Origin of the sequence: Chryseobacterium nepalense (assembly GCF_023195755.1) — a bacterium.
In the GTDB taxonomy this organism is placed as follows: Bacteria; Bacteroidota; Bacteroidia; order Flavobacteriales; family Weeksellaceae; genus Chryseobacterium; species Chryseobacterium nepalense.
Genome location: NZ_CP096203.1, coordinates 1,148,682 through 1,171,426 on the forward strand (window position 1 = coordinate 1,148,682; position 22,745 = coordinate 1,171,426).

General features: G+C 36.5%; 16 protein-coding genes and 1 pseudogene. 2 read left to right on the forward strand and 15 right to left on the reverse strand.

All coding sequences use genetic code 11. The features are described 5' to 3' along the window. Window positions 1-9: 9 nt before the first annotated feature. From M0D58_RS04890 to M0D58_RS04945, 12 genes and pseudogenes are all read right to left on the reverse strand, one after another. A complete protein-coding gene (locus tag M0D58_RS04890) occupies window positions 10-3,705 on the reverse strand; it encodes a phosphoribosylformylglycinamidine synthase (protein ID WP_248393916.1) in 3,696 nt (1,231 codons plus the stop codon). Window positions 3,706-3,978: 273 nt separating this feature from the next. After that, window positions 3,979-4,452: pseudogene (locus tag M0D58_RS18170) on the reverse strand (IS200/IS605 family transposase). 111 nt (window positions 4,453-4,563) lie between these two features. Beyond that, entirely contained in the window at window positions 4,564-5,526 is a 963-nt protein-coding gene (locus tag M0D58_RS04900) for a WG repeat-containing protein (RefSeq protein ID WP_248393918.1), read from the reverse strand. Window positions 5,527-5,583: 57 nt separating this feature from the next. Continuing rightward, window positions 5,584-7,011, reverse strand: a complete 1,428-nt coding sequence (gene purB / locus M0D58_RS04905) for an adenylosuccinate lyase (protein ID WP_248393920.1) — start codon at window positions 7,009-7,011, stop codon at window positions 5,584-5,586. Between the two features lie 145 nt (window positions 7,012-7,156). Beyond that, window positions 7,157-7,570 (reverse strand): hypothetical protein, encoded by a 414-nt coding sequence (locus M0D58_RS04910; protein ID WP_248393922.1) that lies wholly within the window; start codon window positions 7,568-7,570, stop codon window positions 7,157-7,159. A 79-nt stretch (window positions 7,571-7,649) separates the two neighbouring features. Beyond that, window positions 7,650-9,980 carry a beta-glucosidase BglX gene (gene bglX / locus M0D58_RS04915; protein WP_248393924.1) on the reverse strand — a complete coding sequence of 777 codons (2,331 nt, stop codon included), beginning with the start codon at window positions 9,978-9,980 and terminating at the stop codon, window positions 7,650-7,652. A 189-nt stretch (window positions 9,981-10,169) separates the two neighbouring features. Continuing rightward, on the reverse strand, window positions 10,170-10,877 hold the full coding sequence (locus tag M0D58_RS04920) for a carboxylesterase family protein (RefSeq protein ID WP_248393926.1): 708 nt from the start codon (window positions 10,875-10,877) through the stop codon (window positions 10,170-10,172). A gap of 160 nt (window positions 10,878-11,037) precedes the next feature. Beyond that, window positions 11,038-12,426: a glucoamylase family protein gene (locus M0D58_RS04925; RefSeq protein WP_248393928.1), complete on the reverse strand. Its 1,389-nt coding sequence runs from the start codon at window positions 12,424-12,426 to the stop codon at window positions 11,038-11,040. 17 nt (window positions 12,427-12,443) lie between these two features. Continuing rightward, entirely contained in the window at window positions 12,444-13,829 is a 1,386-nt protein-coding gene (locus M0D58_RS04930) for a glucoamylase family protein (RefSeq protein WP_248393931.1), read from the reverse strand. A 45-nt stretch (window positions 13,830-13,874) separates the two neighbouring features. Beyond that, window positions 13,875-14,855 carry a LamG domain-containing protein gene (locus M0D58_RS04935; protein WP_248393933.1) on the reverse strand — a complete coding sequence of 327 codons (981 nt, stop codon included), beginning with the start codon at window positions 14,853-14,855 and terminating at the stop codon, window positions 13,875-13,877. A gap of 18 nt (window positions 14,856-14,873) precedes the next feature. Then, window positions 14,874-16,337 carry a RagB/SusD family nutrient uptake outer membrane protein gene (locus tag M0D58_RS04940; protein ID WP_248393935.1) on the reverse strand — a complete coding sequence of 488 codons (1,464 nt, stop codon included), beginning with the start codon at window positions 16,335-16,337 and terminating at the stop codon, window positions 14,874-14,876. Window positions 16,338-16,347: 10 nt separating this feature from the next. Continuing rightward, window positions 16,348-19,164 carry a SusC/RagA family TonB-linked outer membrane protein gene (locus M0D58_RS04945; RefSeq protein ID WP_248393936.1) on the reverse strand — a complete coding sequence of 939 codons (2,817 nt, stop codon included), beginning with the start codon at window positions 19,162-19,164 and terminating at the stop codon, window positions 16,348-16,350. Window positions 19,165-19,594: 430 nt separating this feature from the next. Between M0D58_RS04945 and M0D58_RS04950 the strand changes: the two genes are divergently transcribed. Together M0D58_RS04950 and M0D58_RS04955 are read left to right on the forward strand one after the other, a co-directional pair. Next, entirely contained in the window at window positions 19,595-20,272 is a 678-nt protein-coding gene (locus M0D58_RS04950; RefSeq protein WP_248393937.1) for a DUF4197 family protein, read from the forward strand. Between the two features lie 40 nt (window positions 20,273-20,312). Further along, on the forward strand, window positions 20,313-20,618 hold the full coding sequence (locus M0D58_RS04955; protein WP_072884052.1) for a DUF493 family protein: 306 nt from the start codon (window positions 20,313-20,315) through the stop codon (window positions 20,616-20,618). A gap of 35 nt (window positions 20,619-20,653) precedes the next feature. Here M0D58_RS04955 and M0D58_RS04960 read toward each other — a convergent pair whose 3' ends face one another. The 3 genes from M0D58_RS04960 to M0D58_RS04970 all read right to left on the reverse strand — a co-directional run bounded on the left by M0D58_RS04960 (window position 20,654) and on the right by M0D58_RS04970 (window position 22,704). Further along, window positions 20,654-21,004 carry an arsenate reductase family protein gene (locus tag M0D58_RS04960; protein ID WP_248393938.1) on the reverse strand — a complete coding sequence of 117 codons (351 nt, stop codon included), beginning with the start codon at window positions 21,002-21,004 and terminating at the stop codon, window positions 20,654-20,656. Between the two features lie 81 nt (window positions 21,005-21,085). After that, complete coding sequence (locus tag M0D58_RS04965) at window positions 21,086-21,700, reverse strand: deoxynucleoside kinase (protein WP_248393939.1); 615 nt, start codon at window positions 21,698-21,700, stop codon at window positions 21,086-21,088. 32 nt (window positions 21,701-21,732) lie between these two features. Continuing rightward, entirely contained in the window at window positions 21,733-22,704 is a 972-nt protein-coding gene (locus M0D58_RS04970; RefSeq protein WP_248393940.1) for a hypothetical protein, read from the reverse strand. Between the last annotated feature and the right edge of the window lie 41 nt (window positions 22,705-22,745).

Below are 22,745 nucleotides of genomic sequence, written 5' to 3' on the forward strand. Positions count from 1 at the left end.
GCCAGCAACTTATTTAAAGTATTCCACTCCATTTTTAAAGATATTGTGATAATTTGCGGTCGGAATATTTTTCATCAAACCTTCTGCAAAACGTTCAGGATGCCCCATTCTGCCGAAAATTTTTCCGTCCGGACTTGTTATTCCTTCAATTCCGAATAATGAATTATTTGGATTGAATGGCATTCCGTGAGCGATATTTCCTTCTAAATCTAAATACTGCGTTGCAATCTGTCCGTTTTCATACAACTTCTGGATTTCTTCTTTCGATGCCATAAAACGACCTTCACCGTGAGAAATCGGGATGGTGTAAACCTGACCTTTCATTCCCTTTAACCAAGGCGATTCATCGTTCAGAACTTTTACATTGACCATCTGGGAAATATGTCTTCTGATCGCATTGTGAGCCAACGTTGGAGAATTTTCATCCAAATCTTTGATTCTTCCGTAAGGCAGTAATCCTGATTTCACCAATGCCTGGAAACCGTTACAGATTCCGATAATCATTCCGTCTCTGTCTAACAGTTCATGAACGGCGTTTCTCATTTTCTCGTTTTTCAAAACATTCACGATGAATTTTGCAGAACCATCCGGCTCGTCACCTGCAGAGAAACCTCCTGAGAAAGCTAAAATCTGAGAAGTTTTGATTTCTTTAACCCAGGCATCAATGCTTTCATCCAATAGCTGGTGATTGATATTGATTAAAGGTAAACTGCTGATTGCTGCTCCTTCTTTAGCGAAAGCATTCAGTGTATCGTACTCACAGTTGGTTCCCGGGAAAACCGGCGCGAATACTTTTGGCTGAGCGATTCCGTGCTTTTTAATGATGATATTTCTTGGATTGACTGAATTTAATTTTTCATCCAGTTCAACCGTAATTTTTCCTTTTTCAACCGTTGGAAAAAGATTTTCAAATGTATTGGTATTAGCTGCTAATAATTTGTTGATGGTTGTTGGCTGATTGTTGATCGTTAAAACTTCGTCTGAAACAACTTTACCAATCAATTGAAGATTTACAGAACTTAATTCTTCTTTAGATTCGATAATTAAGCTACCGACATTTTTAGCTAATAAAACGTTTTCATCAACTGTAATTTCAGCACCTAACCTGTTTCCGAAACTCATTTTTGCTAAAGCAACGGCAACTCCGCCTTCTTTCACTGTTTTTACAGAAATAATTTTTCCGGCTTTAATATTTTCGAAAATAAATTCATAAATACCTTTTAAAGCATCATAATCCGGAAGTCCGTTTTCCTGAGCGACATGATTGAAGAAGTATATTTTATTTCCTGCGTTTTTAAATTCAGGAGAGATGATATTTTTCTTTTCTCCGTTGGCACACGCGAAAGAAATCAACGTTGGCGGAACATTCAGATCCTGATACGTTCCACTCATTGAATCTTTCCCTCCGATGGCTGCCAAACCGAGGTTCATCTGTGCATCATAAGCTCCCAATAAAGAAGCCAGCGGCTTGCCCCATTTTTCAGGGCTCTGACCTAATTTTTCAAAATATTCCTGGAAACTTAATCTGATATTTTTATAGTCACCACCCATGGCTATGATTTTCGCAACACTTTCCACTACCGCATAAGAAGCTCCGAGCAAAGAATTCTGTTTTGAAATTTCAGCATCAAAACCCCAGCTTGCCAAAGAAACCGTTTCAATATCTTTTGCCCCGATAATTGGCAATGTCTGAACGCTTCCTTCCATCAGAGTCTGCTGATATTTTCCACCTAAAGGCATCGCAACCGTAGTCGCACCAATAGAAGAATCGAACATTTCCAGCAAACCTTTTTGAGAAGCAACATTTTTATCGCTTAATATTTTTAAGAAATTCTCTTCATTGAATGTCTGATTTTCTTCTTTTACTTCATTAAGGTGAGTAATTTTAACTTCCTGACTTTTTGAACAACCGTTGGTATCAAGAAATGCTCTTGAAAGATCAACAATTTTATCACCTTTCCAGAACATCTGCATTCTTCCGGAATCAGTTACTTTTGCAACCTTAACAGCCACAATGTTTTCAGCTTCACAGAACTTGATGAATTTTTCTTTATCTTTTGGTTCAACCACAACCGCCATTCTTTCCTGAGATTCGGAAATAGCAAGTTCGGTTCCATTCAAACCTTCATATTTTAAAGGTAAAACATCCAAATTAACTTCCAAAGAATCAGCGATTTCACCGATTGCAACGGAAACACCGCCGGCTCCGAAGTCATTCGATTTTTTAATCAATTTCGTTACCTCGGGATTTCTGAATAACCTCTGGATTTTACGTTCTTCAACGGCATTTCCTTTCTGAACTTCAGAACTCATCGTGTGGATGGACGTTTCGTCCTGTTCCTTTGAACTTCCGCTGGCTCCTCCTACTCCGTCACGACCTGTTGCCCCGCCTAAAATGATGATAGAATCACCCGCTTCAGGTTTTTCACGTCTTACCCAATCTACAGGAACCGCACCGGCAACAAAACCAACTTCCATTCTTTTCGCTTTGTAGCCTTCATCATAAATTTCAGAAACCATTGTAGTCGCAAGACCAATCTGGTTACCGTAAGAAGAATATCCGTTTGCAGCCTGCTTTGTGATTGTTTTTTGAGGTAATTTACCCGGCAATGTCTTATCCACTGGCTCAAGTACATCTGCCGCACCCGATAATCTCATCGCCTGGAAAACAAAAGAACGTCCGGATAAAGGATCTCTGATAGCGCCTCCCAAACACGTTGAAGCACCACCAAAAGGTTCGATTTCTGTTGGGTGATTGTGTGTTTCATTTTTGAATAATAAATACCACGGTTCTTTTTTACCATCGTATTCCGCTTCGATTTGAATCGTACAGGCATTGATCTCATCGGAAACTACCAAGTTCTCCAATTGACCTGTTTTATGGAAATATCGGGCGCAAACGGTTGCTAAATCCATTAAGGAAATAGGTTTTAATTCGCGGCCGAGAAATTTTCTTTTTTCGATATAGTCATTGAAAATTTTTTCCAATGTATGTTTAAACTGTCCTTCAAACTCAATGTTTGACAACTGTGTTTCAAAAGTTGTGTGACGACAATGGTCGCTCCAGTAGGTATCTAAAACTTTCAGTTCAGTTTCCGTAGGGTTTCTCTGTTCTGATTTAAAATATTCCTGAATGAATTTCAAATCATCCAGGCCTAATGCAAAACCGTGAGAATTATAAAATATTTCTAACTGCGCATCATCAAAATTAATAAAATTTTCGTGGATGATTACTTTTGAAGGTGTTTCTTCTGCAGGAATATCTAAAATGGTTAAATCTTTTTCCTGTGATTCAACCTTATTGATAAGAAGATCTTTTATTTTAACCAAATCCGATTCTGAAATTCCTTCGAATTCTATTAATTTACCACTTCTTACTTTAGACTTTTCATTTTCAGTGAGCAACGCAATACACTGTTGTGCAGAATCTGCGCGCTGATCGTACTGGCCAGGTAAAAATTCCATTCCGAAATAAATTCCTTTTGCCGGATTTTCTTCATGCAGAATATCGGTTACGGGATCTACGAAGGTACTGTTGACTACTTTTTCAAATTCTCCGTCATTCAGTCCGAAGATATCGTACACATTGTACACTTTTACTTGCTGTACTTCGGATACTACTGCTTTTACTTCATCAAAAATTTTTGGACTTTCCACATCGAAAATTCCTCTTTTTTCTACGAAAATTCTTTTGTTTTGAGACATTAGATGTCAGATTTTATTAGATTTATTTTTTATTTCAAATTTTATGTGGCTGCGCCGCCTTTTCATCTTACAAAGATAGCATTCCTACGGAATGCGTGCATTATTTAATTTTATTCCTACACAGATTTCATTCCTACAGAATGATATAATTTTCTAATGTGATTCCGTAGGAATCATAGCTGTGTAGAAAACCTGTTTAAATTAAATTTGCAGTCCGTAGGACTGCTATTTTCATTTCATTGGAAGTTTCAAAATAATTCTGCAATCACAAAATTATTTTTCTTCATCATAGAATTCAAACAAATATTCATTCTTAAATTCAATTTCAAAAACATTCAACATTTCAATATATTCTTCTTTGAAAGTTTTTTTTGAATGATGTTTTTCCTGGTTTAATACATAATTTACAACTTTATCTTTCTGACTTTTTGCATAAGAAAAAGCACCATAACCTTCTTGCTAGGAAAATTTACCAAAACATAATGTCTTTTCATTAATAAAATTTGTAGACTCAATTTTAACCGTTTTAATTAATTCCGGAATTGTTATTTGCAAATTTTTATAACTAAAGAAAACATGAAGATGATCAGGATTTGCATAAATCGCTAATACTTTTTGTTTCTTATTGTTAAATATTCCACAAATATATTTTTCAATTTCAGCTCTAACTTCTGATTTAATTTTAATATTTCTTCCTTTTGTAGCAAAAACAACCTGAATATAAATTTGGGTATAGGTATTTGGCATATTTTATTTTCATCATTTTTGCAAAAATAGCATTCCTACGGAATTCATATCGTTTAAATCTTAATTCCTACACAGATTTCATTCCTACGGAATTAACATTTTCAACATTTTTCATTTACTTAACTTATTCGGATGATCCGGATGTTCTTTCTGAAATTGCGCGGCTTCCTTCTTTTCATTTTCAAGCCATTTTTCAAAAGAAATCTTTTCATTATCATCATCCAACGCAAAAATGGTTTTGCCGTTTTCTGAGATTAGAAATTTAAAATCATACATCAATCCTGTTTCTACTTTTCTGTAATCATAGGTATTTACCTGATAAAACGGGAAATTTTCCTTTGGCCTTTCTACGATCTCAAAGAATAATTTCTTTTCATTTTCAGATAATTCTGTGTAATGATTAACATAATATAGTTCTGAAATTTTTTTGTTCTGCTTTTCGAAAAACTGAAGAATAGTCTTCTCTTTTTCATTGTATCTGAATGGATTCGGATAATATTTTCCGTCAACTTCAACCGTATTTTCAGATTTTGAAACAGGCTTTATAATTTCTCCTTTGAAATTCATCATACCCCATGTTCCTCCAACGATTGCTTTATGCTCGTCTTCAGTTTTTTCCCAGTCACAGCCGTCACAAAAAGCAGCATATCCATAATTAAACGAAGATACAAAATCATGTTCAGGCTTAATGATAACCGTTCCGTTTCTGTCTACAAATCCCACCTTTCCATTTTTAACAAACCTTCTTACACCTTCGGAGAAATAATCGGCTCCGTTGTCATAAAAGAAAGGTCTATAAAGGAAATTCCCCTTTCTGTCATAGACATATCCCCATGCATTTTTTTCCTGTTTCTCGTCTCGTTTTGGTCCGTCAAAATAAATGGTTTCTCCTTTTACCAATTCTCCGTCTTTCAAATAAGAAAAAATTTTGAACTGAGCCGGAATGACAATTTTACCATCTTGAGTTTTAACACCAACCAAAGAATCTTTTGATTTAAAATACTTTAAAATTTCTTTATCCTGGGAAAAAGAAAGTATAGGCATTAATAAAATGGCTAAAAGTAATTTTTTCATATGGATTATTTGGTGTGATTAAAATAAAATATGCAGCCCAAAAGACTGCATATTGTATTATACTTTAAGATCAGCCTCCAGTCCGATCAGATCTTTATTCTGGTCGATAATCGGCTGTACTTCGTTTTTGATAAATTCCTCTGTCTGGATGGGGGCAAAACCGATGAAGTTCTTCGGATCAAGCACTTCTTTTAATTTCGACTTATCCAGCTTTAATGAATGGTCATTCAGAATTCTTTCGATAAGATCGTTTTCTTTTCCTTCCACTTTCACCTGTTTGGAAGCTTCCATGGAATGAACCCTGATTACTTCGTGGATTTCCTGACGGTCGCCACCAGCTTTCACTTCTTCCATGATGATATATTCTGTCGCCATAAAAGGAAGCTCTTCCATAATATGTTTGTTGATTCTGTTCGGATACACTACAATTCCGTTCATGATATTATTCCAGATTAATAGAATTGCATCAACTGCTAAAAACGCCTGAGGAATCGTTAATCTCTTGTTAGCAGAATCATCCAGTGTTCTTTCAAACCATTGTGTTGAAGCTACCATTGCAGAACTCGTCGTTAAAGACATCACATATTTTGCCAATGCTCCGATTCTTTCGCTTCTCATCGGATTACGCTTGTACGCCATTGCCGATGAACCGATCTGGTTTTTCTCAAATGGTTCTTCAATTTCTTTAAGGTTCTGAAGCAAACGTAAATCGTTGGTAAATTTATGGGCAGATTGAGCAATATTTCCTAATAAAGCAACTACTTTAGCATCAATTTTTCTATCGTAAGTCTGTCCGGAAACTCCGAAAACTTTTTCAAAACCGAATCTTTTGGACAATTCTTTGTCTAAATGCTTAACTTTAGAGTAATCACCGTTAAAAAGCTCAAGGAAACTTGCTGCCGTTCCGGTGGTTCCTTTCACTCCTCTGAATCTTAATGTTTCCAAGAAAAAATCAAGTTCTTCTATATCCAGCACTAAACTTTGCAGCCAAAGCGTTGCTCTTTTTCCGACAGTAGTAAGCTGAGCCGGTTGAAAGTGTGTAAATCCTAAAGTCGGTAAATCTTTATATTGAATAGCAAAATCTGCTAAATTCTTCATTACGTTAACCAACTTTTTCTTTAAAATTAAAAGTCCGTCACGAATCTGAATCAAATCTGTATTATCTCCTACAAACGCCGAAGTTGCTCCCAAGTGAATAATTCCTTTGGCTGAAGGTGCCACATCACCATAAGCGTGAACGTGAGCCATTACATCATGACGGAATTTTTTCTCATATTCAGCTGCTTTTTCGTAATCGATATTTTCTGCATTGGCTTTCAACTCAGCAATTTGCTCGTCTGTGATTTCAAGACCAAGGTCTTTTTCGATTTCAGCAAGGGCAATCCAAAGCTTTCTCCAGTTCTGGAATTTATTGTTGTGAGAGAAGTTAAACAACATTTCTTCGCTGGAATAGCGTTCTTCCAATGGATTTTTGTAGGAATTCATTCTTTCTTTTACTTTTTAGCTATGCAAAAATAGGGTTTTTCCTTGAGAGTTGAAAATCGTTTTTTGCGACTGAATCATGTTACAAAATATCAAATGAATAAGAATTAAATAATAAAACCCACTCTTGAGAATGGCTTTGTGTTTATTAATGATAAATTACTACATCATTTTTCTTAATCTGATATCCTTTTTTCTTGTAAGGAATTAATACATAACTATCTTTAATTGCCTTTCCGCTTTTCCACACTTTGCTTTTGCCTTGTCTTTCAAGGATAATACTTTTTGCGGCGCCGTCCGGAATAAATATTTCTGCTTTTTTCATGTTTTTGCTGAAAATAACCGCAGTCATTGAAGCGTAACCTTTATCGGAATCTACTTCTTTGAGCTTGATTTTTTGTTCAAAAACGCGTACACATTCATTTCTTATCTGGGAATACGTATAGCCTGCTGAGCCAATACATCCGTGAACATCTCTGTCATTTCCTACAACCGGAGTCTTTTTTTGAGCCGGCATTAAGGAAAAAAGAAACATCAAACTGAATAAGATTGTTTTTTTCATATGTTTTACTTTAAGTTTTCTGGTGGTTTAATCTTACTCTAATATACAAAAAAGTCACTCAAATTGAGTGACTTAAAGTTTATTTTGTCCAGTTGATTTTCGAATGTTTTACATCTTCAGAACTTGTTCCGATCATGATATCAAATTCTCCCGGCTCCCAGTCGTATTTCAGGTCTCCATTGTAAAATTTCAGATTTTCCGGACTGATGCTAAAGGTAACCTTTTTAGATTCTCCTTTTTTAAGCATTACTTTCTGGAATCCTTTCAATTCTTTTACCGGTCTTGTAATACTTCCTACCATATCTCTGATGTAAAGCTGTACAACCTCTGCCCCATCAAAATTTCCGGAATTCGTAACTGTTACCGAGGCCTGAATGGTTTGATTTCCTTTTGGATTGGCGTTGGAAACTGTAACATCAGAATAGTTGAATTTTGTATAGCTCAACCCATATCCGAAAGGATAAAGCGGTGTATTACACTCATCCATATAATTGGAACGGAATCTCTGGTATTCGCATTTGTCAACTAATTTCTGATCCAACGGTCTTCCCGTATTTTTTGCATTATAATAAATTGGAACCTGTCCTAAGCTTCTCGGGAAGGTCATCGGAAGTTTTCCTGAAGGATTTACTTTTCCGAAAAGAACGTCTGCAATGGCATTTCCGGCTTCTGAACCCGGGAACCACGCATTTAGAATAGCATCAGGAGCATCTTTAACATTCGTAAGCGCCAATGGACGACCTGTGAAAAGCACCATCGCTATAGGTTTGCCCGTTTTTTTCAATTCGTTTAATAAATCTACCTGAGACTGAGGAATGGTAATTTCTGTTCTTGAAGAAGATTCACCACTCATTTCGGCAGATTCTCCGATAGCAAGAACGATAACATCTGCATTGTTGGCTACTTCAACAGCCTCTTTCAATAAAGCTTCTTTCGAACGATTGTCACGGTCAGTTTTTTTGCCGTGAGCCGCATAGATTTCTTCCAGTTTTGCATTGTCATCAATATTAGCTCCTTTTGCAGAAATGAATTTTACATTTTTACCATAATTCGCCTGAAGTCCCTGTACCAGATTAACCGACTTGTCATGCTTTGCCGCAACACTCCATGTTCCGGTCATATTGATGGCATTATTTACCAGTGGTCCGATTACCGCCACTGTTCCGGTAGCTTTTAAAGGCAAGGTCTGGTTTTCATTTTTTAATAAAACCATAGACTGGGCAGCAGCATTTCTGGCAATATTCCTGTTTTCCTGGCTGAAAACTTCTTTAGCTGCTAATTTAGCATCTCCATGTTTGTAAGGATTATCGAACAGTCCAAGATCATATTTAGCTTCGAGAACTCTTCTGGCTGCCATATCGATTTCTGACTGGGTAACTTTTCCTTCAGACAGGGACTTTTTAAGGGTCGTTAAAAATCCTTCCCCTACCATATCCATATCCACACCCGCTTTCAGCGCCAGTGCAGAAACCTGCTGAAGATCTCCCATTCCGTGATCCACCATTTCGTTGATCCCGGTATAGTCGGTCACTACAAACCCTTTGAATTTCCACTGATTTCTCAATACTTCGGTCTGAAGCCATCTGTTTCCGGTAGCCGGAACACCATCCACTTCATTAAATGAAGCCATTACAGAAGCTACTCCTGCGTCTACAGCTGCTTTATAAGGAGGGAAATATTCATTGAACATTCTCACGTGACTCATATCAACCGTATTGTAATCTCTGCCCGCTTCTCCGGCACCGTATAATGCGAAATGCTTTACACATGCTAAAATAGTATTTCCAGAAGAAAGGTCTTTGCCCTGATATCCGTACACCATATTTTTAGCAATCTCGCTTCCTAAGTATGGATCTTCACCGGAGCCTTCGGATACTCTTCCCCATCTTGGTTCGCGGGAAATGTCCACCATTGGAGAAAATGTCCAGTTGATGCCATCTGATGAAGCTTCTTTGGCAGCCACTCTTGCAGATTGCTGAACGAGGTTCATATCCCATGAAGAGGCAAGACCTAAAGGAATCGGGAAAGTGGTTTCATATCCGTGGATCACATCCATTCCGAAGATCAATGGAATTTTGAGGCGGCTGTTTTCAACGGCCACTTTCTGAACCGCTTTGATTTTGTCAGCCCCTTTTATATTGAATAGTCCCCCAACTAATCCCTGCTCGATTTTCTTACCAATATCAGAACTTTTTGCCAGACCTGTGGTAAAATCACCTGAACTCGGCAAATTAAGCTGTCCAATTTTTTCATCCAAAGTCATTTTTGACAAAAGATTATCTACAAAAGCTTTCTTTTTAGCCTGATACTGAGCCGTCTGATAAGACTGGACAGGCTGAGATACCATTTCCTGTGCAGAAAATACAGGAGCTAATGCCAACATGGCGATTACAATTAACTTTTTACTCATAACTTCTTCATTATTTTAAGGAATTCGTGAATCTTCGATTTCATAAATCTATCTTCTTTAATTATAGTTTCTTTTTATTTCGTTTATTTTAAACGCGAAGCCCGCAAAAATTTTTCTTTACAATGACCTGTATATTTTCGTTTGCAAAGGCATTTAACCCAGCAAAGATTTGCTTAAAATATTTCCAGATTATTTTTCTTTTCTTTTTGACAGCATCCATTCATACAATTTAGGATTTGAATAGGTTGAATCCCATGAATTATGGTTGTCATTCGGGAAGATCGTTAATTCTGCAGACGGATTTACCGGGTGGAGTTTTTGGTAAAAATTAAATGCATTTTCCGGTAATACGACATCGTCCATTCCGCCATGGAATATTTTCATATTTAAATTTTTGTACTGATCAATGTTGGCATACATCACTCTGTCCGTAGGCGCGCAAACAGAAACTACTGCTGCAAACATTTCGGGATGTTCCATTGCCAATTTCAGGGTTCCCCAACCTCCCATAGAAAGTCCCGTAAGATAAATTCTGGAAGCATCGATATTATATTTTGCCTGAATTTCTTTGATCAGAGCGTATACAGTAACCGTATCCCACCATGTATTTTCAGGACATTGAGGAGCTAAGATGGCTACAGGTTCCTTGATCAGGTTTTTGTAGGTGAAAGGACTGTGCGCTTTTACTTTTTCCAGATCATTGCCTCTTTCGCCGGATCCATGTAGAAATACAATTAGCGGAACATTTCCTTTTGCATTCTGAGGATAATCGAGAATGTAGGAAATCTTTTCCTGTCTTTTAATTTCTTTATTTAATTCTGCTTTAATTTCCTGGGCATTTGCTTTTATGAAAAACAAAACCGGGAGTAGCAAAGCGTATTTTAGTTTACATTTCATCTGAAATTTCTATTTTGGATTCCCAATTTAACTATTTCTTTTTAATTAGCCCCGATTGTAGCATTTGTCTGAGCTCATTTTTTGGGTTTCTGCGCGCGGCTTCGCCGCGCAGAAACCCAAAAATAGCGAGTGCGGAAAGCGGGAAACAGCTTCTGAAAAATTATTTAATATTATATTTTTCTGATCTGAAGCTTAATTTCTTTAATCCCTGTTGAATTTCAGGAGCATTCATGAATAATTTCCATAAAAATCCGGTTCTGTAATTTTCAATCATGGGTGCAATGGTACCCTGATCTATTGCGAGATATCTTGGGGTAAACCAGTTGTCGTAATTGATTGAAGTTGCATCATAAGGTCCGGCAGAGCCAATAAATTCAGGTTTCTGCGTATAGATGAACCTTAAAAAATCCATGGATTCTTTCGGGGTATACGGAAAACTGCTTAGTGCGGCGGTAGGCGTAATTACCCCTCTGTCATTTTTTGGAAAATGTGCGTCGTATCCCGCAGTTCCGTCGGCATTTCTGGAGTAACTTGCCGTAAGTCCCCAATAGTTTGGTCCGTATCCTTTCCATTTTTTAGGATTTTCCACACAGTAGTTATAATCGATCAGTACCTGGTTCTTATTAAGGTCAAAATAATTTTTGATTAATTTGTCTGAAAGGTTGCTGGGGTCCAGACCGATATAGGAGTAATGCGCCCAGAATAAGGGGCCTCCGTATTCTTCGGCGCCGTTATGCTTTACGTATAAAGGAAGTCCGTATTTTGTTTTGTCTGAAAGATAGGTTCCGTTTCTTGTCCAGCCTTTGTAATAGGTTTCCGCATCAATTGGATAAGTCGGTGACGATGCCGCTAAAATATAGGTAATCAGGCATTCGTTGTAGCCTTCAAGTGGAAAATTCATTTCCCATCCATAATTGGGTGACCAATGCCAATATAATACTTTTTCCCCACCTTTGGTATACCAGTTCCACTGAATTCCTTTCCAGAGATCATCACATTTTTGGGCTAGCGCTTTTTCTTCGGCATTTCCGTTTTTGAAATACTCGCGCACCATTAAAATCCCCGATGTTAAAAATGCCGTTTCTACAAGGTCTCCGCCATTGTCTTTTTTGCCGAAAGGAACTGTTTTACCGGTTTCACCGTTGATCCAGTGTGACCAGGCTCCCTTGTGGCGATCTGCTTTTGCAAGAAAATCCATCATTACGGTTAATCTTTTCACCGCTTCTTTTCTTGGTACAAAACCTCTTTCAACGCCCACCAAAACGGTAGCCAGACCAAAGCCCGAACCACCAGTGGTAATGACATGTTTGTCGTTATCGGGGTAAATATTGTCTTCATGATAACGCTCACGTCCAAGCTTAGAGTTGGGTTCTGCATAATCCCAGAAATATTTTAATGCATCTTTCTGCACCCTGTCCATTAATTGTTCATCTGTGATATCATTCTTCACGATTTGAGGTTTCGGGGTCTGCTGTTGCGGAGCTTGCGAATTTTTGCATGAAACCGTGAATAAAGATATTAAAGCGATAGATGCTATTATCCTCTTCATAATTTAATTTTTATTTTTTAAAATCCATACTGTGTAGAGTGGAAGCCTAGCTTAATAAGCCCCTGTTTCACATCTGGAGCATTCATAAACAACTGCCATAAAAACTGATTTTTATAGTTTTCTACCATTGGCGCGATTGTACCCTGGTCTATCGCCAGATATCTTGGCGTTACCCAATTGTAATGAACCGAGTATGCATCGTATGGTCCTGCAACACCAATATATTTGCTGTAATTTTCATTATATAAAAATCTAAGTACATTCATACTTTCAGTAGGTGTATAAGGCATATCTGATAGTGCTGCTGTAGGCGAAATAACACCTAAATCATTATTTGGCTGATGAGCAGCATACCCTGTAGATCCGTCCGTATTTCTTGAATAACTTGCGGTAAGTCCCCAGCTTTTTGAATTGTACCCCAGCCAACCTTTAGGGTTTGTTAAACAGTACTGATACATAATTCTGGCGTGGTTAGTGGTTGCTTCTCCATAATTTACATATTCGTCAGAAAGCCCCCTTGGGTCAAGGCCTAAAAAAGAATAATGTGACCAGAACATCGGCCCTACTGTTCCATTTGCTCCGTTATGGTTTACAATAACCGGGATTCCATATTGCGTGGCGGTACTTTTAATGTTTCCGTTTCTAGCCCAACCCTGTTGATAAACGGGCTTATCTATGGAATAATTTGGTGAAGCAGCAGCCAACACATAGGTAATCAATGTTTCATCAAAGCCCTTCAGCTGCATATTCATCTGAAAATTATAATTTGGCGACCAATGCCAATAGAGTACATTTTCTCCTTTTGTATACCAATTCCATTCAATTCCTTTCCATAGAGTGTCTGCTTTTTGAGATAGTGCTAATTCTGAGGTATCAGAAGAATTTTTAAAATATTCCCTTACACAGATTAGACCTTGTGCCAAAAATGCCGTTTCCACAAGATCTCCTCCATTATCCATTGTACTAAACGGAATAACCTGTCCGGATGTTCCGTTCATCCAATGGGGCCATGCTCCATGGAAGCGGTCGGCATTCTGTAGAAAGTTAAGTGAAGTTGTAAGTCTCGAAACAGCCTCTGCTCTTGAGATATAACCGTTTTTAATTCCTACCAGAATAGTCATCAATCCGAAACCTGATCCTCCTGTAGTTACCACATTTGCATCCTGAGATGTATTATCGGTATGGTATCTTTCTCTGGCCAGCTTTGAATTTGTTTCTGCATAATCCCAAAAATATTTTAAAACATCTTTCTGAACCATTTCGATAAGTTGTGGATCTGTATAATTGTTGGGTGTTTCGGTATTACCACCGATTGGTGTTCCGGAACTTGCCGGTGTATCATCTGAAGAGCAAGAATTTAATAAAATTCCGATGAATACTATTGAAGCTATCATTTTTCTCATATTCAAATATATAAAAAAAGAGCCTAATTACAGGCTCTTCTAAGATTATCTTCCGTCTTTTTCAAGTTTATATAACGCGATTACATCAGAACTTTTCAAAGCCACATTATATATCCTGAATTCATCCAGCTGTCCAGCGTAACTTGTTGCCCAGTCCTGCTGTGATCCGTTATTTTGCGGTGGTACGGTTTCAAATTGGTGTGACCCAAAAACCACTTTTCCATTCGTTCCTCCCATTTGGAAGTTACCGTATCCGGGAGCATTGGCTGGATTGCTCGCACCGCCAGGATCTGAAGCAAACCATGTTGCAGCTCCACCAAGCTCTCCTCCAGCAGGGGAATAAGCAAATCCGTCAAGATTTTTAGCTGCTTCACCATCTTGATATACATAGCATTTGCTTGTGTTAGCATCATAAGCGAAAACTACATGAACCCATTTTCCTTTATATCCATCAAGGTTTGCTATAACACCCTGTCCTTTCCAGGAAACTCCTGTTCTGCTATTTTCAACACCCAATTTAAGTCTTATCCTGTTTGGTTTGGATGCATCCGGATTTTCTAAGAATAGATTAATACCTCCCCAGAATTCGGTTGGACGAACTATAGTAAAAATACCTTGTGCACCTTTACCTTGTCCCGGAGTTGCAGGATCTACCGTACCATCACTTTTCATCCAGAAAGCAATTGTAAAACTATTCAGACCTGTAATCGCAGTTGTAGCATTAGCAACAGAATACTTCATTTCTGAGGAAGAGCCATTATAAGCCATTCCTTTTACACCTGAGGTATACGCAACACCCTGTGGCATTTGCCCCGTAATATTATTTATTTTATCACTTAAGTTATTTTCGAAACTTAATTTTGCAACAAGATTACCGGATGCTACTTCGTCTGAATTTTGATATCCTCCAATAGAAGAATATGGTATTGGCGGATTGTCTTTGTCAATACTATCTTCACAGCTGATAGCAGTTATACTAAATAAAAATGCTGCTGCTATATATTTAATTAAATTTATATTTTTCATCTGTATACATTATTAATATTAATAACCTGGGTTTTGCTGAGACATTCCCTTTGATTCATCGATAAATGACTGTGGAATTGGAAATAATTCATGTCTACCAACAACAAAGGTTTTACCATTTGCAGCCATAGCAGCTTGTGCTTGTCCAGTTCTTACAAGATCAAACCAACGATCATGCTCAAAAGCTAATTCTAATCTTCTTTCATTCCAAATAGCAGTTCTCATGGCAGCTTGGGTAGTAGCGGTAGTATTTGCAAGCCCTGCTCTTGATCTAACTTGATTTAAATATGTTGCAGCATTATTAGTCTGCCCTGTTTCATTTAGAGCTTCAGCCTTCATTAATAAAACTTCTGAGTATCGTAAATATCTAATATTTGCGTCGGAATCATCCGAACCAGTAAATGCAGATGAATAAGCTTTGTAATTATAATACGGGTTTTCCACAGTAGCTGGAACTACTCTACCATCGTATAATGTTGAGTTTCTGAAAATAATTGTAGCATCTCTTCTTTCAGTATCTCCAGCAGCATTGAAAGCATCTACTAAGCTTTGAGATGGTGTATTAAAGCCCCACCCCCAGCCACCAGCTCCTCTAGCGCCCTGAACTTGTGAATATTGCTGAATACCAGGCATTGAAGCGCCACCAAAACCTTGAATCTCGAAAATAGATTCTGCATTATTTTCTCCAGATACCTTGTATATATCCTGAAAATTTGGAGTCAATGAATAACCTACTACCTGATCGCAATTTTCCGAAACTTTTTGCCAGTTTTTCTGATATAAATAAACTTTAGCTAACAAGGCATAAGCGGCTCCTTTACTAGCCCTGCCCACATCAGCCCCAGAATATGCACTCTTTGCAGGCAATGCGGCAATTGCATCTTCTAAATCTTTAACAATAAATGCATAAACCTCCTCTTTTGATTTTCTGGTTAATAACATCTTACGATCTTCCTCATTGTTTGAATCTGCAATTCTATCAACAATTGGAACTCCTCCCCAACCTTTAACAAGTGTAAAGTACATAAATGCTCTTAGGAATTTTACTTCACCAATTAATCTGTTTCTTAACTGCGGATTTGCCTGATCAAGCATAGGAATAAACTTGAGAGCTTGATTCGCTCTATTTATACCTTTATAGTTAGCTCTCCAAACTTCGTTAAAAGATCCCGTAGTGGGTGTGATATTTAAAGCATCTATTAAATCTTTATCTGAACCTGAATCTCCAGGAGAAGAACCTTTATCTGCATCATCAGTAATTATACTTGTAATACCAATCCATGAGAAGGTACTCATATCCCAATCTAAAAACTTTGCGTATACAGCTGTTACAAAGCTCTTTGCTCCTTCATCATTATTATATAAAGATAAATCTTGAGTAGATACACTTGCCGTTGGTGTAACATCCAACTCATCATTACAGCTATTCAAAAATAATCCTGACAAAGCTATAACTGATAATATTATTATTTTTTTATTCATGACTTACAATTTAAAATTTTACATTAACCCCAAATACAAATGATCTCACAGTTGGATATGCATCTAATTCAATACCTGCACTTCCGTATGGATTATTATCTCCTGGTAATTCAGAAGTAAATCCTGAGAATTTTTGGCTTATAAAAGGATTAATTGCATTTACATATAAACGTATTGTTTTAATTGATTTTAATTTTGTATCAATATTATATCCTAAAGTAATATTATTTACTCTGAAAAAATCTCCAGACTCTAAATAATAATTAGATGCGATCGGAACTGAATTAAATGGAGCCGGGTTTTCAGCTGAAGTATTATTTGGAGTCCAAAAATCATTTGCAACATTGTACTCTATATTTTCTCCAGAAAACCTTTGTGCCTTTTTACCATTATAAACTTTAAAGCCAAATGCTCCATAACCATTTACTGATAAATCTACATTTTTATATTTTAGATTGATATTAATACCTAAAGTAGATTTAGGAATATAAGATCCGAAGAATTTTCTGTCATCTGCATCTGCCGCACCGCTTTTACCATCTCCATCAGTATCCACGTAAATAAAATTTCCATTAGCATCATATCCAGCTACTTCCCATAAATAAAAGCTTCCCAGAGACTGCCCTAGTGTTTTTTCTGATAAAAGTTTTGTCCACTGTCCATTTCCTAAGCTCCCACCATTGATGTCATTTACATTTTCATCACCAAGCTTATCTAAAGTATTTTTATTAAATGAATAATTTGCATTGATTGAGTAAGAAAAATCCTGACCAATTCTATCTCCCCAACCTAAAGATATCTCAATACCTTTATTTGTAACTTGACCTAAATGAGAATAACCTGCTTCTTCCAAACCTGTAGTACTAATAGGTGTAGCCTGGAGAATTAGATTATCAGTAACCTTTTTATATAAATCAATTGTCCCTGTTAATCTTCTATCCAACATCTCAAAATCTAGCCCAATATTGCTACCTTTAACTATTTCCCAAGATAAATTCGGATCAAAATATCTTACCAATGTTGTTCCTCCATTATTCGCAACTCCATTGAAGTAATAATTGTAATTTTGACCTGTTGCGAAAGGCAAGAAGTTAAGTGGTACATTTTGGTTTCCTAATTTACCCCAGCCACCTCTCAACTTTAATAGATTTAAGAAAGAAACATCTTTTAAGAAATCTTCTTCAGATACAACCCAACCAGCACCAAAAGAAGGGAATGTTCCCCATCTGTTATCTTTTGTAAATTGAGAAGAACCGTCTCTTCTTATAGTTGCTGTCAATAAATATTTATTCATTAACTTATATTGAGCTCTTCCGAAATAAGATAATGTTCTAGCATCATTTGCTTTTACTGAGTTTAAGGTAGCCAAATTATTACCTGCATAATTAGTCCCGTCAAGATTCCAGTAATTACTGTTTTCTAAGACATTATTTCTTGTATATGCTACAGATTCTGCTCCAGTAAAGACTGTAAGTTCAGTACCTACCGTAGCCTCAATATCATGAACTCCAAACTTTCTATTATATGTTAAATAGTTTGTGATTGCATAATTAAAATCATTTGATCTATTATTTGTTAAAGTATTGATTGGATCAGATGGATTATATTGGGCTAAAGTTCTTGTAGGGTCATTAGCTAGCCAAATCTGTCTGGTTGGAGTATAGTTATAGCTTTTTGCGTTATTATACTGTCCTGAAAACTGTCCTGTATACTTAAGTCCTTTAAATATATCTACATCTAATTTTGCACTCCCTTGTAACTGAAAATCATTATTTCTTTGATTATTGAAATTTAATTGTGCAACCGGATTACCAACATTATTAAATGAAGAACCTGTTGTTGAAGCAAAACCATCTGCTCCTACAAAAGAAACACCATACTGCCCCGTTCCAAAATAAACAGGAACTATAGGCGATTGCTTATAAGCAGCAGTAAAAGCACTTAATGGTTTTGGAGTGACATTAAAAAAAGCAACACTTAACGTCTGAGTAAGCGTTACACCTTTGGCTATTTTAAACTCATTGTTGGTTCTTACTGTAGTTCTGTTATAATCTGTACCTTTAAGAATTGATTTTTCATCATAATTACTTGCACTGAAGAAATACTTTGCATTTTCTGAAGAACCTGAAACTGAAACATTATGTTGATTGTATATACCTACTCTTGTTATTTCATCAAACCAATCTGTATTTACAGGTTGATCCTGAGAAAATTTCGTAGTTCCTAACGCTGTATTAGTATAGTAAGAAAACAGATTACTACCAGCCATTTTCACCTTTTTAAGAGGTGTTCTTACTCCTATAAATCCATCATATTCTACAGAAATACCTTTACCTCTACCACTCTTTGTAGTAATGATTACAACTCCATTTGCTCCTCTATTACCGTAAATTGCTAAAGCTGATGCATCTTTTAGAACGTCGTAAGTAAGAATATCATTAGTATTGATATTAGAAATACCACCAACCATCATTCCATCTACCACATAAAGTGGTTCTCTTCCACCAAGTGCTGTTCCTAAACCCCTAATAACAATTGAAGGTGTTGAACCGGGCAAATCCGATGCAGAAACCTGAACACCAGCAGCTTTACCTTGAATAGCCTGAGTTGGATTTAACACTTTTGTTTTGCTGACTTCTTCCGCGCTAATAGAGCTAATTGCTGCAGTATTGTCAACTTTCCTTCTACTACCATATCCAATCATCACCACTTCCTCAATCTTCTGTTCTTTCGCAACAGTATCATTTGGTGTGGTTTGTGCATTGACATTCATACCGAAGTATAAAACAGCAATGAGACATGAATACTTTAAATCACGTTGTTTCATATAGTTATTTTTTATTCGTACAATCATAGTGATGGAAAAAATGCCTGATTTTTTCCTGCTTATCATGAAAATATCGCATATTCTCACAAAAAGACATTAGTCAAAATTATAAAAATATCTTGAACAATGTTAATTTTACTTAATGTTTTTATACTTTAGTTAAAACATCAATTTGTATAAAATAGAGATAATATTTCCATTTTAAAAAAGATATTCAAGTTTTAGTTTAAAATAGCTATTATACTTAATCACAAGATCTGTTTTTAACAAAAAATATTTATTTTTAATATTTAGTTCAAATCAAAAATAATTTATCCTCATACTAATTTTTTAACATTCTCAATATTCACTATTATAAAATTTGTTAAAACAATATTTGTAATTAAATTTGGTTTATTATTTGAGAATATATTTATTTTTAATCATTACAATGAAAAAATACATCATCGCTGCTGCCTTTATTATAGGTACTGGAGCTGTCATCAATACATCAGTGCAGTCTTGCACTACATTGGCAACGTCAGATCTCGGTTTGTCGGTTATTAAAAGATTACTTCTGAACGGAATAGATAAAGGAGTGAACATCTACAGCAACAGAGACGCTTTTCTGCAAAATAACATGGTAGACAAGGCTCTTCCTAAACAGCTGCGGGAAATCAATTCTATGCTTGAAAAAGTAGCACCTTCACTGGTAGCTAAAGAGAGAGAATATATTGCAGACGCAGCCGTCTATACCGTAAATATTTCAAAACCTATTCTTGTAAATGCCGTAAACAGCCTTAATGCTCAGGATGTTACAAGAATCATCCAGGGAGAAAAAGGGACAGCCACACTTATCCTGAAGGAAAAGACATCACAACAGCTTATCGCCACAATTACGCCGAAAGTTGAAGAGCAGCTGAACCAATATGGCATTACAAGAAGCATCAATACAGCCTTATCAGGAAGTAATCTTCTGAATGGCCTGCTTGGAGGGAGTAAAACTACGGTAAATTCCGGCGGACTGAGTCAGATGGCTTCTGAGCAACTGGTGAACGGTCTGTTTAACATTATTGAAGATTACGAGATTCAGAATTCCAGATCGCTTTTAGGCCCACTTGGAAAGTAGAAAAATTTTCGTTATATTTATATATTATTTACAACTGGAGATGGATATTTTACAAGGAAATCAACATGCAAGTCCGGATGATTTTTACAATTCATTAAGGACAAAACTGGAAGATCATCATGATTTTCCGGAAGATTATTTATTCAAATTTATTATTCCGACCGATCAGGCAAAACTTACCGAAATTTACCGGGTTTTTGACGGGATTAAATTTACTTTGGGAAACAGGGAAAGTAAAAACGGAAAATATACAGCCTGCAACATCAATGCATTTGTATTGGATGCCAATCAGGTAGTCACTATTTATAAGGAAGTAGCCAAGATAGAAGGCGTTATTCTACTATAAAATTTTAAAGTCAGCTCAAAAAGCTGACTTTTTAGTTATTTGTCTATAAAGTATTTTACATTTTCAACAGGCCTACCCAGCATAGCTACAGAACCTTTAATCAAAATAGGTCTCTGAATGAGAGAAGGGTTTTCGGATAAAACCTTTATCCATTCTTCTTCTGAAAGGTTTTTACCAGCATATTTTTCAACATACAGCTTTTCATTTTTTCTGATGATATGAAAAACATTTTGATTGAGCTTTTTAAGAACGGCTTTAATTTCCTGCACGGTCAACGGTTCCTCAACAATATTAATGATTTCAAACGGAACCCCATTTTCATCAAGATACTCCAAAACCGCATTGGATTTTGAGCAATTTCCGTTGTGTAAGACTTTCACTAACATTTTTAATGATTTTAAATATATTCTGATTACAACAAATGTAGCAAGAATACTACCAGAACTATCTTAATTTAATAAATCTTTCTAAAACAGACCATAAAGCTCCGCCTCAATTTTTTCAAGGATAAAACCAAAATCTTCCGGCTTTTCTACGAAATCAAGATCATCTACTTCAATGACAAGCAGTTTTCCTTCCGTATAATTTGAGATCCACTTTTCGTATTTCTGGTTGAGCTTGGAAAGATATTCTATGCTGATTGATGCTTCATACTCCCTTCCTCTTTTATAAATCTTTTTTACCAGATTAGGCACATCAGACTTTAGGTAAATTAAAAGATCGGGCGCAGAAACAAATGATTTCATCAGATTAAATAAAGATGAATAATTATTAAAATCCCTGTCTGAAAGCAAATTCATATCGTTCAGGTTTTCTGCAAAAATATGGGCATCTTCATAAATCGTTCGATCCTGAATGATATTTTTTCCGCTTTCCCTTATTTCTTTCACCTGCTGAAAACGGCTACCTAAAAAATAGATCTGCAGCGCAAAACTCCACTTGCTCATGTCTGCATAGAAATCTTCAAGGTATGGATTGTGATCTACATCTTCAAATTGGGCATCCCATCCGTAATGTTTAGAAAGCATGGTGGTTAAAGTAGTTTTGCCTGCTCCGATGTTTCCTGTAACTGCAATATGCATATTTTCTCCTTAATATTTTTGATTTTTACCGACTAATTGCCGCCTGATTCCAGCGTTGAGATATCCTCTATCAACTTTTGCAAAGAGCTTTCGGAAGGATTTTTATCTTCAATTTCCTGAGTCTTTTTCTCCAGCTTTTCTTCCGGGCTTCCGGATTCTGCCGGCTTCTCTTCAGGCTGCTTCACCTCCTGCTCCGGTTCTCTCTGCTTCTCTTCCGGTTCCTGCTGCGGCTGAACCTCTTTTTCGAGGCTGTAAAGATAAAGTTTGTTGGTCTTGATTTCAAAATAAGAAAGGGTATTTTTATCCACAATCCGCGCTTCGGGATCCTGAAAAATTTTAACAATTTCTTTTTCCTGAATGTATTTTAAAATAGCATTATTGGTAATCACTAAAATATTTTCATTTTCCCTTCTGAAACGTTTCCCATTTTCTACCGGTGCTTCAAAGATTTTTTCAAACTTAAAAGTATATACCCGAAAAGCCTGTTTTGTTAATATGTAAATCTTATTCTCATACACCAGAAGATCCATAAGATCATCGAAACTCGCATCAAAAGGATAAGAATTAATAATGGTTTCGTTTCTGAAATTGTACTGGATGAGCCTTTTGGTACTTTCATCCAACAGCCAGAGCTGCTGAAGGTCTTCCGCATAGGCCATTTTTATAAACCCGAATTTTTGTTTAAAATCCACGCGCTGGATCTCATTCATATTCTGGTCAACAAATTTAAGTTCCTGCGCATTTTCCGAGAAAAGCGGCACACTCAGCGGATTCTGTACGCTCTGAACTTTGAAGGGCACCGTAAGCATCATCTGCCCTATCTGTTTTCCCAGCGAATCATATTTGGTGAGACTGAAATCTTTGTTTTTGTAGATATAGAGGTTTCCGTAATCATCAGCAAGCATATCTTTAGCTTCCTTCAGTTTCAGGGTATCCAAAGGAAGAGATTTCTGCGCTGAAAGAGAGCAGAAAACAAACACCAATATCAAATATAATATTCTCAAATTATTTTACTGAAGTAGCGCTCCAAAGGAACGCTACCAAT